General features: G+C 73.1%; 10 protein-coding genes and 1 pseudogene. 3 read left to right on the top strand and 8 right to left on the bottom strand.

Going from position 1 to position 14,418, the window contains the following annotated elements; translation table 11 throughout:
• Positions 1–21 precede the first annotated feature (21 nt).
• The 5 genes from ABZ641_RS12660 to acs all read right to left on the bottom strand — a co-directional run bounded on the left by ABZ641_RS12660 (position 22) and on the right by acs (position 5,951).
• Complete coding sequence (locus ABZ641_RS12660) at positions 22–228, bottom strand: hypothetical protein (RefSeq protein WP_344622823.1); 207 nt, start codon at positions 226–228, stop codon at positions 22–24.
• Between the two features lie 137 nt (positions 229–365).
• Entirely contained in the window at positions 366–1,385 is a 1,020-nt protein-coding gene (locus ABZ641_RS12655; RefSeq protein WP_359981290.1) for an alpha/beta hydrolase, read from the bottom strand.
• A gap of 154 nt (positions 1,386–1,539) precedes the next feature.
• Positions 1,540–2,001, bottom strand: a complete 462-nt coding sequence (locus ABZ641_RS12650) for a phage holin family protein (RefSeq protein ID WP_344622821.1) — start codon at positions 1,999–2,001, stop codon at positions 1,540–1,542.
• 115 nt (positions 2,002–2,116) lie between these two features.
• Complete coding sequence (gene nhaA, locus ABZ641_RS12645) at positions 2,117–3,367, bottom strand: Na+/H+ antiporter NhaA (protein WP_359981294.1); 1,251 nt, start codon at positions 3,365–3,367, stop codon at positions 2,117–2,119.
• Positions 3,368–3,995: 628 nt separating this feature from the next.
• Positions 3,996–5,951, bottom strand: a complete 1,956-nt coding sequence (acs, locus tag ABZ641_RS12640) for an acetate--CoA ligase (protein WP_344622820.1) — start codon at positions 5,949–5,951, stop codon at positions 3,996–3,998.
• A 791-nt stretch (positions 5,952–6,742) separates the two neighbouring features.
• Here acs and ABZ641_RS12635 point away from each other — a divergent pair.
• Complete coding sequence (locus ABZ641_RS12635; RefSeq protein ID WP_359981288.1) at positions 6,743–7,195, top strand: hypothetical protein; 453 nt, start codon at positions 6,743–6,745, stop codon at positions 7,193–7,195.
• Between the two features lie 69 nt (positions 7,196–7,264).
• On the opposite strand, the gene ABZ641_RS12630 is transcribed toward ABZ641_RS12635, so the two are convergent.
• Positions 7,265–9,649, bottom strand: a complete 2,385-nt coding sequence (locus ABZ641_RS12630) for a solute carrier family 23 protein (RefSeq protein WP_359981286.1) — start codon at positions 9,647–9,649, stop codon at positions 7,265–7,267.
• Between the two features lie 358 nt (positions 9,650–10,007).
• Complete coding sequence (locus ABZ641_RS12625; protein WP_359981284.1) at positions 10,008–11,021, bottom strand: ATP-binding protein; 1,014 nt, start codon at positions 11,019–11,021, stop codon at positions 10,008–10,010.
• Positions 11,022–11,211: 190 nt separating this feature from the next.
• On the opposite strand from ABZ641_RS12625, the gene ABZ641_RS12620 reads away from it, so the two are divergent.
• Positions 11,212–12,093, top strand: coding sequence for an oxidoreductase (locus ABZ641_RS12620; RefSeq protein WP_344622815.1), 882 nt, complete (start codon positions 11,212–11,214; stop codon positions 12,091–12,093).
• A gap of 392 nt (positions 12,094–12,485) precedes the next feature.
• On the opposite strand, the gene ABZ641_RS12615 is transcribed toward ABZ641_RS12620, so the two are convergent.
• Entirely contained in the window at positions 12,486–13,331 is an 846-nt protein-coding gene (locus tag ABZ641_RS12615) for an HAD-IB family hydrolase (protein ID WP_359981292.1), read from the bottom strand.
• 878 nt (positions 13,332–14,209) lie between these two features.
• Between ABZ641_RS12615 and ABZ641_RS12610 the strand changes: the two are divergent.
• Positions 14,210–14,418, top strand: a pseudogene (locus tag ABZ641_RS12610) (septum formation initiator); the annotation flags it as partial.

The following is a 14,418-nucleotide window of genomic DNA, read 5'->3' as shown; positions in this document are numbered from 1 at the left end:
CGGGCGCCGCCGGTGCCCGGGTCAGCCCTCGCGGCGCAGGCGGGCACCCACCCAGCGGGCCCGCCGGCCGAGGATGCGGGGGATGCCGAGCCCGTGCGCCCCGGTGCCGTCCGGCTGTCCGGGGGCGCCTTCCCGGCGCCACTCGAACTGGTGGGACTGGCTCTGCGAGCTGCTGCTCCCACGACGGCGTCGGCGCGGTGCGGCATCGCGATCGGGCATCCAGGTCATACCGGGAGGATGCCCCTGGGCCAGGAGGAGTAACCGCCTCCGGACTTCCCACCTGGCTTATGCGACTGTCATATGAGTGATGGTCAGACTTTCGAGTCCTGGTTCGGATGCGTCGTACGGGCGGGTCGACCCGGCGCTCAGTCCTTGTGCTGCCCCACCCAGGCCAGCAGTTCCTCGGTGAACTGCTCGGGGGTCTCCTCGTGCGGGAAGTGCCCCACCCCGGGCAGCAGCCGCCACCGGTACGGCGCCTCCACGTACTCGCCCGCCCCCAGCGCGGTGTGCGCCAGCAGCACCGGATCGGCGGCGCCCTGGACGTGCAGCGTCGGCGCGGTGATCGGCTTCTTCATCCGGCGCGCGAACTGCAGGCCGTCCGGCCGGGCCATCGACCGCATCAGCCAGCGGTACGGCTCGATCGAGCAGTGCGCCGTGGACGGGATACGGATCGCCTGCCGGTACGCCTCCACCGCCTCCGGCTCGATCCCGTTCGGACCCGTCCAGGCCCGCAGGTACTCGCCGACCAGGGCGGCGTCGTCCGCGACCAGCCGCCGCTCCGGGATCCACGGCCGCTGGAAGCCCAGCACGTGCTCGAAGGCGGCGATCTGGCGCCGGTCGGTGAGCAGGGCGCGCCGCAGGTGGCGCGGGTGCGCCGCCGAGACGACCGTCAGGCTGCGGATCACCGAGGGCCGCATCACCGCCGCCACCCAGGCGAGCGAACCGCCGGTGGCGTGGCCCACGAGATGGGCGTGCCGCTCGCCGAGCGACCGGATCACGCCGGTGATGTCCAGCGCCAGGTTGGCCGGGTCGTAGCCGCGCGGCGTGCGGTCGCTGCCGCCGATGCCGCGCAGGTCCAGGGCGACCGCCCGGTACCCGGCCTCGGCGAGCGCGGTCAGCTGGTGGCGCCAGGCCCACCAGTACTCCGGCCAGCCGTGCACCAGCAGCACCAGCGGGCCGTCACCGGCCTCGGCGATGTGGAAGCGCGCCCCGTTGGCGGCCAGGTCGCGGTGCGTCCACGGCCCGGGCGAGCGGACGCTCCAGGCGGCCCCGGCACCCGCAGGGTCCCCGGCGGGTCCGGGCGCGGGCCGTCCCGTGGCGGGCCGGGAGGTCCCGGGACGGGGCTCGGCGGGCTTCGCGGGTACGGGCTTCTGGTCCAGCGGCATACCGAGAGCCTGTCATACGCGTGCTACGAACACGTCTCCGGCACTCGCGTCGCTTCACAACGATCCGGCACGGAGCGGCTGCACACCGGAACCGGCCCGGTGGCGGACACCCTGACGGGCCCGGGGACGGACACCGGTACGCGTCTCCCGCGGGTCAGCGGATCCGGCCGAGCGCGCGGTCGATCTCCTCCTTGGTGGCCGGCCGCGGGCGCGCGTTCTTCAGCACGTCAGCGGTGGCCTGGGCACCCTCGATCGTCCGGTGCGGCTTCTCGATCTTCTTGAACGAGCGTGCCGCCAGCAGGCCCAGCAGCGCGGCCAGCAGCAGGTAGGCGCCGCCGACGATCAGGAAGGACCAGCCGAGGGTCAGCCCGAGCGCCTGCAGACCGTAGGCCGCGGCGAAGCTCAGCATCGGGACGGACGCGAGCGCCACCACGCCGGCGACCGAGACGGAGACGCCCCCGGTCACACCGCGCTTGACGTCGGCCCGGATCTCCGCCTTGGCCAGCGCGATCTCGTCGTGCACCAGGGCGGAGAGGTCGTTGGTCGCCGCCGCGAACAGCTCGCCGATGGAACGCTCGCCCTCGTAGGGGGCCCGGCCTGCGGTTCCTGCGGACATCGGCGGTTCTCCTTCGCGGCGGCTGCACTCGTTCGACAGCTCAGCATCATGCCTCCCCCGGCAGTCCGCACACCACTCCGGCCCCCGGTTCGGCGGCGTGTCAGGAGACTGCGCGTCAGTTCGGGCGCCCGTAGACGTCCGGGACGCCGTCGTGGTCGGAGTCCGCGTTCTCCTCCTCGTACAGCAGGCGGTAGTGCCGGGTGCGGAGCTTCAGCAGCACGGTGGCGAACGCCGCGCACAGCACCGAACCCATCAGCACCGCCTCCTTGGACTGCTCGGCCAGTGCGTGGTCGTCGGGGAAGGCCAGCTCGCTGATCAGCAGGGAGACGGTGAAGCCGATGCCCGCCAGGGTGGAGAGCGCGAACACGTCCCCCCAGCCGAGCTGCGGATTGAGCTGCGCGCGGGTGTAGCGCGCCGCGAGCCACGTCCCGCCGAACACCCCGACCGACTTGCCCACCACCAGGCCGAGCACCACGCCGAGCGGGGTGGCCTCCGAGAACACCTCGGCGAGCGCCTTGCCCGACACCGGGACCCCGGCCGCGAACAGCGCGAACAGCGGCACCGCGACACCCGCCGACAGCGGGCGCACCAGGTGCTCGACGTGCTCGCCGGGGGAGTGCTCCTGGCCCGGCCGGGTGCGGCAGCGCAGCAGCATGCCCATCGCCACGCCGGCCACCGTCGCGTGCACCCCGCTCTCGTGCATCAGCGCCCAGATCACCAGCGCCAGCGGCACGTAGAGGTACCAGCCGTGCACCTCGCGGCGGTTCAGCAGCCAGAACAGCACCAGCCCGGCCAGCGACAGCCCCAGCGCCCAGAACTTGATCTCCGAGGTGTAGAAGACCGCGATGATCAGGATCGCGATCAGGTCGTCCACCACCGCGAGCGTGAGCAGGAAGGCCCGCAGCGCGGACGGCAGCTGACTGCCCACCACCGCCAGCACGCCGAGCGCGAAGGCGATGTCCGTCGCGGTCGGGATCGCCCAGCCGCCGGGGTGCCCGCCGGGCGCGAGGTTCACCAGGGTGAAGATCACCGCGGGCAGGACCACCCCGCTCACCGCGGCCGTCACCGGCAGCAGCGCCGCGCTCGGCGTCCGCAGCTCGCCCGAGGTGAACTCGCGCTTGAGCTCGATGCCCGCCACGAAGAAGAAGATCGCCAGCAGCCCGTCCGCGGCCCAGGCCTCCACGGTGAGGTCCAGGTGCAGCGGCTTCGACGGCCCGATCGTGTACTCGCTCACCGACTCGTAGGAGCCCGGCCAGACATTGGCCCACACGAGTGCGGCGACCGCGGCCAGCAGCAGCAGCACACCGCCGACCGTCTCGGTGCGCAGCGCATCCAGGATGATCCGCCGTTCGGGCAGCGGCAGCAGCCCGAGGAACGTCCGGCGCTGCCCGCCCGTCTCCGCGGTGGCGCCCGTTTCGGTGGCCGCGCCCGTTTCGGTGGTCCCGCCCGTGCCGGTGGCCGCGTTCGTGTCCGCGGCGGCGCCCGTCTCCTCGGTCGCGTCCGTCCGGTCGGACGGGGCCTGCGGCTGCGGGTCCGAGCGGCGCGGGCGGTCGGGCACGGGCGGCTGGTCGGGCGCGGGCGGTGTGGCCACGGCGGGACCTCCTGGGGCTCGGGCGGGCGGTCTCCCCGTACGGGGGACACCTGTCGTACGGATGCCGACCAGACTTCCCGGCGCGCCTCGGAGCGGTCCTGACGCCCCACCGCATTCTACGGAGTGCGCGACGGCGGCCGATCGGGCGCAGTCTATGCAGGCCGACGGCGGCGGCCGGGCGACGCGACCGGGCACCGGGAGGGCCGTCGGCCACCGTCCCCCGGACGGCGTGCGACCGGATGCGCGAACCGCAGGTCGTCCTTATGGTCGTCGGCGCCGAGGGCGGCGAGCTGCTCGGGGAACTGCTCCGCCACCACGGTTCGACCCCGGGCTCCACCTCGTTCGCCGGACACGCCACGGGCCGGCGCCCCGCGAGAGCGGGGAGCCGGCCCGTGGCGGTGTGTCAGTCCTCGCTCGGCGCGGTCGGCAGCTGGGCCTGGATGAGGTTCATCACCGAGGAGTCGGCGAGCGTGGTGACGTCGCCGATCTCGCGGTTCTCGGCGACGTCGCGCAGCAGGCGACGCATGATCTTGCCGGAGCGGGTCTTGGGGAGCTCGTTGACCAGCAGGATCCGCTTGGGCTTGGCGATCGGGCCGAGGGTGCGGCCGACGTGGTTGCGCAGGTCGGCGACCAGGTCGTCGTTGGCCTCGGCGGTGCCGCGCAGGATGACGAAGGCGACGATGGCCTGGCCGGTGGTGGCGTCCGTGGCACCGACCACGGCCGACTCGGCGACCGCCGGGTGCGAGACCAGCGCGGACTCGACCTCGGTGGTGGAGATGTTGTGGCCGGACACCAGCATGACGTCGTCGACCCGGCCGAGCAGCCAGATGTCGCCGTCCTCGTCCTTCTTCGCACCGTCGCCGGCGAAGTACCGGCCCTCGAAGCGGGACCAGTACGTGTCCAGGTAGCGCTGGTCGTCGCCCCAGACGGTGCGGAGCATGGACGGCCACGGCTCGGTCAGCACCAGGTAGCCGCCGGAGCCGTCGGGGACCTCACGGGCCTCGTCGTCGACCACGGTCGCGGCGATGCCGGGCAGCGCGCGCTGGGCGGAGCCGGGCTTGGTCTCGGTGACGCCGGGCAGCGGGCTGATCATGATGGCGCCGGTCTCGGTCTGCCACCAGGTGTCCACGATCGGGCAGCGGCCGCCGCCGATGTGCTCGCGGTACCAGACCCACGCCTCGGGGTTGATCGGCTCGCCGACGCTGCCGAGCACCCGCAGGCTGGACAGGTCGAACTTGGCGGGGATGTCGTCGCCCCACTTCATGAAGGTGCGGATCGCGGTCGGCGCGGTGTAGAGGATCGTCACGCCGTACTTCTGCACGATCTCCCAGAACCGGCCCTGGTGCGGGGTGTCCGGGGTGCCCTCGTAGATGACCTGGGTGGCGCCGTTGGCGAGCGGCCCGTACACGATGTACGAGTGCCCGGTGACCCAGCCGATGTCGGCGGTGCACCAGTACACGTCGGTCTCCGGCTTGAGGTCGAAGACGGCGTGGTGGGTGTAGGAGGCCTGGGTGAGGTAGCCGCCGGTGGTGTGCAGGATGCCCTTCGGCTTACCCGTGGTGCCCGAGGTGTAGAGAATGAACAGCGGGTGCTCGGCCTCGTGGCCCTCGGGGGTGTGCTCGGCCGACTGGCGGTCGACGACGTCGTGCCACCAGACGTCGCGGCCCTCGGTGAAGGCGGTGTCCTGTCCGGTGCGGCGCACCACGAGGACGTGCTCGACGCCGGGGCAGCGGTCGAGCGCCTCGTCGATGGCGGGCTTGAGCGCGGACGGCTTGCCGCGGCGGTGGCCGCCGTCGGCGGTGATGACGAGCTTGGCGTCGGCGTCCTGGATGCGGGAGGCGACGGCGTCGGCGGAGAAGCCGCCGAAGACGACGGAGTGGGTGGCGCCGATCCGGGCGCAGGCGAGCATCGAGACGACGGCCTCGGGGATCATCGGGAGGTAGATCGCCACCCGGTCGCCCTTGTGGACGCCCAGCTCGAGCAGCGCGTTCGCGGCCCGTGAGACCTCGTCCTTCAGGTCGGCGTAGGTGATGGTGCGGGTGTCGCCGCCCTCGCCCTCGAAGTGGATCGCGACCCGGTCGCCGAGGCCCGCCTCGACGTGCCGGTCGACGCAGTTGTACGCGACGTTGATCCGGCCGTCGGCGAACCACTTCGCGAACGGCGGGTTGCTCCAGTCCAGGGTCTCGGTCGGCTCGACGGACCAGGAGAGGCGGCGGGCCTGCTCGGCCCAGAAGGCGAGCCGGTCCTCGGAGGCCTGCCCGTAGGCGTCCGCGGTCACGTTCGCGGACGCGGCCAGGGCGGCCGGCGGCGCGAAGCGGCGCTCCTCCTTGAGCAGATTGGCCAGGCTCTCGTTGCTCAACGCGCACTCCTCATCGAGTCTCATCTGCCGGGTGATCCCCTGCGGGATTGTCCCGTGTGTCCCAGCACACAGCTCACCAGGCGAACGGGTGTGTTGACAAGAGCCTCCCGAGAATTGGTGTAGACCTTTCGCGGGGTTCGCCGCCGACCGGACCGAGTGCCCGGCGGGTACCGAGCGGGACGGGAACGGGACGGGGAGGGCGACGGGGAGCAGGACAGGGGCGGGGGCGGGGAGTGGCAGGGGCACTGCTGGACGCGGCGCGCGGCGGGACGGTGGCGGGACGGGCGGCCCCGCACGGCCGAGGTGCAGGTGAACGTCGGGAGGCCGGCTCCGGCGGCATGGGTGCACGGACGGAGGCGCGATCGGCCACCCGGCGCCAGGTGTCGGGTGGAGGGCGTGCGAGGCACGGCGCCCGCCGGGTGTGCCTCCGGGGGTGCCGCCGTGCGGAGCGGGTGGGTCGGACGGGCCCGCGGATCGGTGGGGGTGCGCAGCGTGCTTGCCGCGTCTGTCCGTCCGGCGGCGCTGGAGGTGCGGTCGGTGCACTTGCGACGGTTCCGGCCGGGGGCGGCCGGCTGCGGATCGCTGTCGGCCGTGGAACGGATGATGCAGGAGTACTTGACGACCCGACGCATCGGTACTCCACTGACCGGGCGGGCCTGTGGCTTCGGCCGCAGGCCCGACCAACGACGCACCCTCGCGTGAGGGAGGTCAGAGTCATGTCGGCCACACCTCCTCGATCCTCCTCCGTGCCCCTCCCCGGTGATTTCGCCGTCGTCCGCATGGACGGCCGGGTGAGTCGCCTCATCCGGATCGGCCAGTGGCTCAACGCCAGCGGTTTCGCCGACTACGAGCACGCCTTCGTCTTCGTGGGCGACGGGCAACTGGTCGAGGCGCAGCCCGGCGGCGCCGAACTGCGCCCCCTCTCGGTGTACGACGGCCGACCGGCGCTCTGGTCCACCGGTAGGTACGCCTTGACGGATGCCCAGCGGGCGGCTGTCGTCGCGGCCGCCCGCGGGTACATCGGGGTGCCCTACAGCGCGGCCGACTACTTCGCGCTGGCCGCGCACCGCCTCCGCCTGCCGGTCGGTCCGCTCATCAAGGGCTATGTGGCGAGCAGCCGCCACATGATCTGCTCCCAGCTGGTCGACCAGTGCTACCTGGACGCCGGTGTCCATCTGTTCTCGGACGGCCGGTGGCCGGGGTACGTCACACCGGCCGACCTGGCGAAGCTGCTGCTGGCCTGACGGGCGGTCACAGGCGGGCCGCGGAGGCGTGGTCGCTCTGCCGTGGCCCGGCCGTCGTGCAGACGGGCGTCAGGCCGTCACCGGTGTTCGCTGCTGCAACGGTTCGCCGCAGTGCTCGGCGGAGACCCGGGCGAACCGCCCGGTGCTGTTGTCCAGGACGTACGCCTGGGCGGTCGCGAAGTCGAAGTACATCCCGACCAGACGCAGGGTGCCGGCGGCCACGCGGCGTTCGACCGCGGGATTGGCCAGCAATTGGTCGAGCTGCTGGACCACGTTGGTGATGCAGAGCTCCTCGACCGGGTCGGCGGCGGTTCGGTCGGTGAAGCTCGCGGGCGCACGCTTGGAGCGGGCGAGCGAGCCACGGCCGTTGCGCAGCCAGCGTACGAGCGGGGTCGGCGTGCCCGGCTGCTCGTGGATACCGTCCAGCAGGGCCTTCATCGCGCCGCAGCCGGAGTGCCCGCAGACCGTGATCGAGCCGACCTCCAGCACCTCGACCGCGTACTGCACGGCAGCCGCCACCGAGTCGTCCGCAGCGCCCGGTTCGTGGGGGGCGGGGACGAGGTTGCCGACGTTCCGGACCGTGAAGAGGTCGCCCGGGCCGCTGCTGGTGATCATGCTGGTGACCATCCGCGAGTCGGCGCAGGTGAGGAACAGCTGTGAGGGCGTCTGGCCCTCCCGGGCGAGCCGGGCCAGTTCCTGCCGGACGAGTGGTGCGGTGTGCTCCTGGAAGCCCCGCACGCCGTCGAGCAGCCGGCCGTGTGCGTCGCCGCCGTCCTGCTCGATGCTGTGGTGGCCCATCCACGGTGTCCAGGCCCGGAACTGCCGCGTTCCTGCGGCCGGATCCGGCTCCATGGTGCCGTCGGGGTCGAGTGCCGCTTCCCGGCCGTGCTGGTCGGTCACCATCGCGACCCGCCCGCCGGCGGCCTGGTACATGGCCCGCCAGGTGTGCAGCGCCTCGTACGCGGCGTGGTCGAGGAAGCTGCCGTCGTGGTGGACGGTGACCGCCGCGCCGGGGGGAATCCGGCCGAGGGTGCGGCTGAGCCGGGGAACGGCGGCGAAGGTGAGCGGGCCGTGCGTCCGGACGCGGTGGGAGCCGTCGGGCTCGGCGGTGACGTCGACGCGGGCGCGGGTCAGCCGGTGGAGGGCGAGCAGGCCGGCGACCGTTCCGCCGAGCGTCACGCCGAGCGGGACGCCGAGGCCCACCACGCCGAGCACGGTGACCAGGTAGACCGGGAACTCGCGGTGCCGGTGGATGCGCCTGATGTGGGCGTAGCTGACCATCTGCACGCCGACGACGAGCACGAGGGCGGCCAGGGCCGCGAGCGGGATGCGGCGCAGCCCGCCGGCCAGCACCAGTGCGGCCAGCACCACCCAGCAGCCGTGCAGGACGGCCGACCACCGGGAGGCGGCGCCGGCCTGCACGTTGGCCGTGCTGCGGACGGCGCCGCCGGCCACCGGCAGGCCGCCGAACAGGCCGGAGACCATGTTCGCCAGGCCCTGGCCGCGCAGCTCGCGGTCCAGGTCGCTGGTGGTGTGCGTCATCCGGTCGACCGCGACCGAGGAGAGCAGCGACTCCACACCGGCGACGGCGGTGACCGTCAGGACCACGGTGAGCAGGTCCGGCCAGTGCTCGGCGAGCAGCCGGCCGCTCGGGGCCGCGGCGAGTGCATGGTGCTGCCAGCCGGGCAGTTCGACCCGGGCGAGGTGCAGGCCGAGGGTGAGGGAGAGGGTCGTGCCCGCGGCGACGGCGACGAGGGCGGCCGGCAGCCGGGCGAGCCGTGTGCCGATCCGGCCGGCGGCACCGGGCAGGCGGCCGAGGCGGGGCCAGCAGAAGAGCACGGCGACGGCGAGCGCGCCGACCGCCAGGGCCGGCAGGTGGGGCCCGGCCAACTGACCGGGGAGCGCGCGGAGGTTGGCGAGGGCGGAGCTCTGCGGCGATCCGCCGAGCACGACGTGGAGCTGGGCGATGGCGATGGCGAGGCCCACGCCCGTCAGCATCCCGTGCACGATCGCCGGGGAGACGGCGAGCGCCGCGCGGGCCACGCGCAGCGAGCCGAGCAGGAGCTGGAGCAGGCCGGCCGCGACGGTCACCGCGCAGGCGATCCGCCAGCCGTACTGGGCGACCACGCCTGCGGTGATCACGGTCAGGGCCGCCGAGGGGCCGCTGACCTGGAGGGGAGTGCCGCCGAGCAGACCGGCCACCAGGCCGCCGGCGGCGGCGGCGACCAGGCCTGCCGTCAGCGGCGCGCCGGTGGCGAGGGCGATGCCGAGGGAGAAGGGCACCGCGATGAGGAAGACCGCCAGCGAGGCCGGCAGGTCGTGGAGGAGTGCGGAGCGGCCTCGGCCGCCCGCCCGCCCGGGGCGGGGAGCCGACCCGGACGACCGGCCGCCGGACGGCGGCGCGTGGTCGGTGGTGTCCGAGGCGATGGGTGCGGAGGAGATGTCGAGGGTCATGGTGTCCCGTCTTCCGGGGGAACGTACGCAGTCAGGTCCGGTGGTGGTGCTGTCAGCGGATCGGCTGTCGTGGATCGCGACGGTGTGGCGGGATGGTGTGGGCGCGGCGGCTGTCCGCGGGGCCCAAGGACCATCAGTCCGGTCTGCCAAGATTCGGTAAACCGAGAGTAATGAGATCTTTGCACGGCGTGAATACGAACGACAGGCCGGAGCGTTGGATTCACCTTTATGAGTGGAGGCCGGTCGGCTCGGGAACCCGACAGCCGGAAGGGTCGGCGAACGCCCAGCTCAGGGGGTGTTCGCCGACCCTTCCGGCGGTGCTGCCGCAGTGCCTCGTCCGGCGGCGGCGGGTGGGGGATCAGGCCCGGGCCGCGCCCAGCCCGGCCGTGCCGCGGTCCGCGGTGGCGCCGTCGAGTCCGAGCACGAACTCCGGGTCGACCTGCTCGGCGAGGTCCCGGCCCACCTTGGCGTTGCCCCAGCTCTCGGCGTTGCGCAGGTGGAAGTGGACCGCCTGGGCGGTGTACTTCCGCGGGTCCCGCAGCCCGAACGCGGCGTCCGCGGCGGCCTTCAGCTCCTCCAGGGTGCTGCGGTTGGCCGGCTCGAGCAGGCTCAGGGCGGGCTCGGCGCCCTGCTCCAGCCGCCGTACCCAGTCGGACTGTCCGAAGGTCGTCAGCAGGTCGTCGCCTACCTCCCGGCGCAGGAAGGCCAGGTCGTCCGGCCCCTGCACCTTGTTGCCGACGACCCGGAGGGTGACGCCGAAGTCGCGCGCGTACTCCTTGTACTGGCGGTAGACGGAGATGCCCTTCCGGGTCGGTTCGGCGACCAGGAAGGTGAGGTCGAAGCGGGTGAACAGGCCGGAGGCGAAGGAGTCCGATCCGGCGGTCATGTCGGTGACCACGTACTCGTCCTGGCCGTCGATCAGGTGGTTGAGCAGCAGCTCCACCGCGCCGACCTTGGAGTGGTAGCACGCGACGCCCAGGTCCTCCTCGGTGAAGGCGCCGGTGGCCAGCAGCCGGACGGACCCCTCGTCGAGCGCGATCGGACGGGCGCACGCGGCGTACACCGGGTTCTCCTCGACGATCCGCAGAAGTCGCGAACCCCGGCCGGGCGGAGTGGTCTTGATCATCTCCTCCGCGGACCCGATGAGCGGGTTGTCACCGCGCAGGTACTCCTTGATCTCCGGCAGGCGGGCGCCCAGCGAGGGGAGTCCGGCGGCCTGATCGTCCGTCAGCCCGAGTGCCGGGCCCAGGTGTTGGTTGATGTCGGCGTCGACGGCGATCACCGGACGGCCGGCGGCGGCCAGGTGGCGGATGAACAGCGCGGACAGCGTCGTCTTGCCGCTGCCGCCCTTGCCGACGAACGCGATCTTCATCTGGGGCTCCGGCTCTCGCTGCGGCGACCGGCGCCGCCGAAGGGATGTTGGAAATCGTTATCGTCACCGATAGCGGTCATGCTAGCGGTGGTTTGGTACGCCGCGCGGGTGGGAATGCAGGATTGCCTCGATCGGGTGATGCCGGGGTTGCTGTGCGGGGGGTGGGGGGTGGTTCATTACCCTCGGGTACGTGAGCACTGGAACTGATCCCCTCGCCTCGCTGGCCGAGCTGCCCGGGGTGCCCGAGGCCGTCGCCGAGGTGCGCAAGGCCGTCGACCGGCTCTACGGCCACCGCGTGATGCGCCGCCGAGCCGGTGAGGTGACGTCGGAGGCGGCCATCCGCGGCGCCCGGGCGTCGGCCGCCCTCGACGGTGCCGACTGGCCGCTGGAGGAGATCCGGCGGCGCACCGACTTCGGCGGCGACGCCGAGGCCCGCACGGTGGGCGGTGCGCTGCGGATCTCGGCCGAGGCCGGGCAGCTGCTGGGCGTGTGGCGGCACTCGCCGCTGCAGGTGCTGGCCCGGCTGCACCTGCTCGCGGTCGGCGACGCCGACCCGTCCGCCGGCCGTCCGCGGCGCGCGGGCGAGCAGGCGGGGCCGCTCTTCCCGGTCGAGCTGGCGGCCGCCGAGGGGTTCGACAAGCCGGTCGAGGGCGTGGAACTCCCGCCCGCGCCGGGCGCGGAGGAGGTCGCGGCGCGCCTCGACCAGCTGTCACACCTCCTGGCGTCCCGCGCCGAGGGCGCCGCGAACGGTGCGCCCGCCCTGGTGACGGCCGCGGTGGTGCACGGCGAACTGCTCGCGCTGCGCCCCTTCGCCTCCCACAACGGGGTCATCGCACGTGCCGCACAGCGCATCGTCCTGATCGCCGAGGGCCTCGACCCGAAGGCCATCTGCCCGGCCGAGGTCGGCCTCGCCGAGCTCGGCACCGCCTCCTACCGGGACGCCCTGGCGGGATACCTCAGCGGCACCGGCGACGGCATGGCGCGGTGGATCCGGCACTGCGGGGAGGCGCTCCGGCTCGGTGTCCGGGAGAGCACCGCGGTCTGCGAGGCGATGCAGCGCGGGATGGTCTGACCGTCCGACCATGTGACCGGCCGACGGCTCGGGGCGTCGGCCGGGTCGCTCGAACGGTCCGTGACATGCGGATGCGGCGGCACCTGGTCCTGCTCGGTGCCGCCGCTGGCACAGGGGCCGGGGTACCAAGCATGCACCGGAAGTGCCCATCAGGTGGGGATCTGGCCCGTTCACCTGGTGCGGCGGCCCGTCAGCGGGTCGGCTGCATGTGGGTGCCCAGCTGGCTGTGCGCGGTCCGTGGGCCTGAACTGCGTTGTCGGAACGACCCCTTAGGGTCCTGACCGGGTCTCGCGGGCCGTAAGTCCTTTCTATCGCGGATCGCCCCAAAGCGGAACCCGAAACAAGAACTTTTTCCCGTTTGTCCGATATGGCAATCGGCCTGGTCGGACGGGTCAGGCCGCCGGTCGGCGCCGCCGTGCGGAGTACCAGAGCAGGCCCGCCGTGAGGGCTGCCGCGCCGACCGCGACGGCCAGCAGCACGGACCGGCTCGGAGCGCTGAACTCCGGCAGCCTGCTGCGGAGTTCGACCGGGCGGTTGAACACCAGCACCGGCCACTCGCGGGCCGTCGCCTCCTTGCGCAGCGCCCGGTCCGGGTTGACCGCGGACGGGTGGCCGACCGCCTCCAGCAGCGGGAGGTCGGTGGACGAGTCGCTGTAGGCGTAGGACTCGGGGAGGTCGTAGCCCTGCTCGGCGGCGAGCTCGCGGATGGCCGCCGCCTTGTTCTCGGCGTACGCGTAGTACTCGATCTCGCCGGTGTAGCAACCGTCCTCGACCTTGAGGCGGGTGGCGATGGCGTGGTCGGCGCCGAGCAGCCGGCCGATCGGCTCGACGACCTCCGAGCCGGAGCTGCTGACGATCACCACGTCGCGCCCGGCCGCATGGTGCTGCTCGATCAGCGAGGCGGCCTCCTCGTAGATGATCGGGTCGATCAGCTCGTGCAGGGTCTCCGCGACGATCTCGCGGACCTGCTGGACGTTCCAGCCGCGGGTCAGCGCCGACAGGTACTGCCGCATCTTCTCCATCTGGTCGTGGTCCGCGCCGCCGACCAGGAAGACGAACTGGGCGTACGCGCTCTTGAGCACGGCCCGACGGTTGATCAGGCCGCCCTGGTAGAAGGGCCGGCTGAACGCGAGCGCGCTCGACTTGGCGATGATCGTCTTGTCCAGGTCGAAGAACGCGGCCGTCCGCGGGGTTCCGTGGGGCGGGCTCGGAGCGGCCGGCCGGGCCGCGGCGTCCACCTCGTCCGCCTTGTCCGTCGCGTCCGCTTCGCCGTCGGGCCCGTCCGGGCGGCCGGTGTCGGCGACCGGTCCCCCTTCGCCGCCCTCGGATGCACCCTCGGCTGCGCCGTCGGCCGGTGCGGCGTCGGCGGCCGGCGTCTCCGCCCGGTCGGGGGTGGTCGGCGGGGGCGCGTCGGGGGTGGTTGCGCGCCCCGAGTCGGGACCGTTGTCGACGGTGTCGGCGTTCTCGGTGGTGTCCACGGGACCGAGGATAGAGGGCGTGCCGAAACCCCCCGCCATTCGGCGTACTCGGTGGCGCGCGGGTTTGTGTTTCTGGCCGCTCGGGTACACCATGGAAGTCACGGATCGTTCGCGACCGTGCTAACCCGGTCCGGCTCCTCCCCCCCGAGTCGGGCCGTGGATAGACGACCCCCGCTCTCCCCCCCGGCGGGGGTCGTCGCATGTCCGGGCCCGTTTCGCAGGGTAGTTGACACTCCCGGTGTCCACCCGGAACGGATCGGTGACCGCCCGGCCCGTTCGGCGCACGTCCACCACCGCCACGCCGCCCGTGTCACTGTCGGTAACTGATTCATCGGGAATCGCAGGGCGCACAGAAGGCGCGTTCTCATGCCTCTCGCGTCAATTCTGCGATGCATTGCCCCCCGGGCGAGTGAAGCGAGTTATCCACAGCCCCGAGTTGTCCACAGCGAATGCCGTGAGCGGATCCGAGGGCCGTCTGCTCCGCCACGGTGGTGCCCGGGCCGCCGCCGCACCCACCCGATCACCGGGCGGGCCGGCAGCCCCGCACCGGCCGCCGCACGTGCTCCACGCGCGCCGACCGGCCCGGACCACTCGGACACCGCCCGGCAGCACCGGGCGCCGCCCCTGGGGGAGACGCCATGTCGACACCCACCACCGATTCCCGCCCGGCGGACCGCCCCGCGCACGCCGGCCCGCTGATCATCACCGCGGACGACGCCCTCGCCGACCACCTCGCCCGGATCTGCGCCGCGGCCGGTGCCGAACCGCAGCTGGCCCGCGCGGAACCGCCGCGCGCGCTCTGGGAGGACGCGCCGCTCGTGCTCGTCGGCGACGACCTCGCCGAGTC

It is taken from the genome of Kitasatospora sp. NPDC007106 (assembly GCF_040634455.1).
Lineage (GTDB): Bacteria > Actinomycetota > Actinomycetes > Streptomycetales > Streptomycetaceae > Kitasatospora > Kitasatospora arboriphila.
Note: the sequence above shows the minus strand (reverse complement) of the source record. Positions and strands in the feature narration are given on the sequence as shown.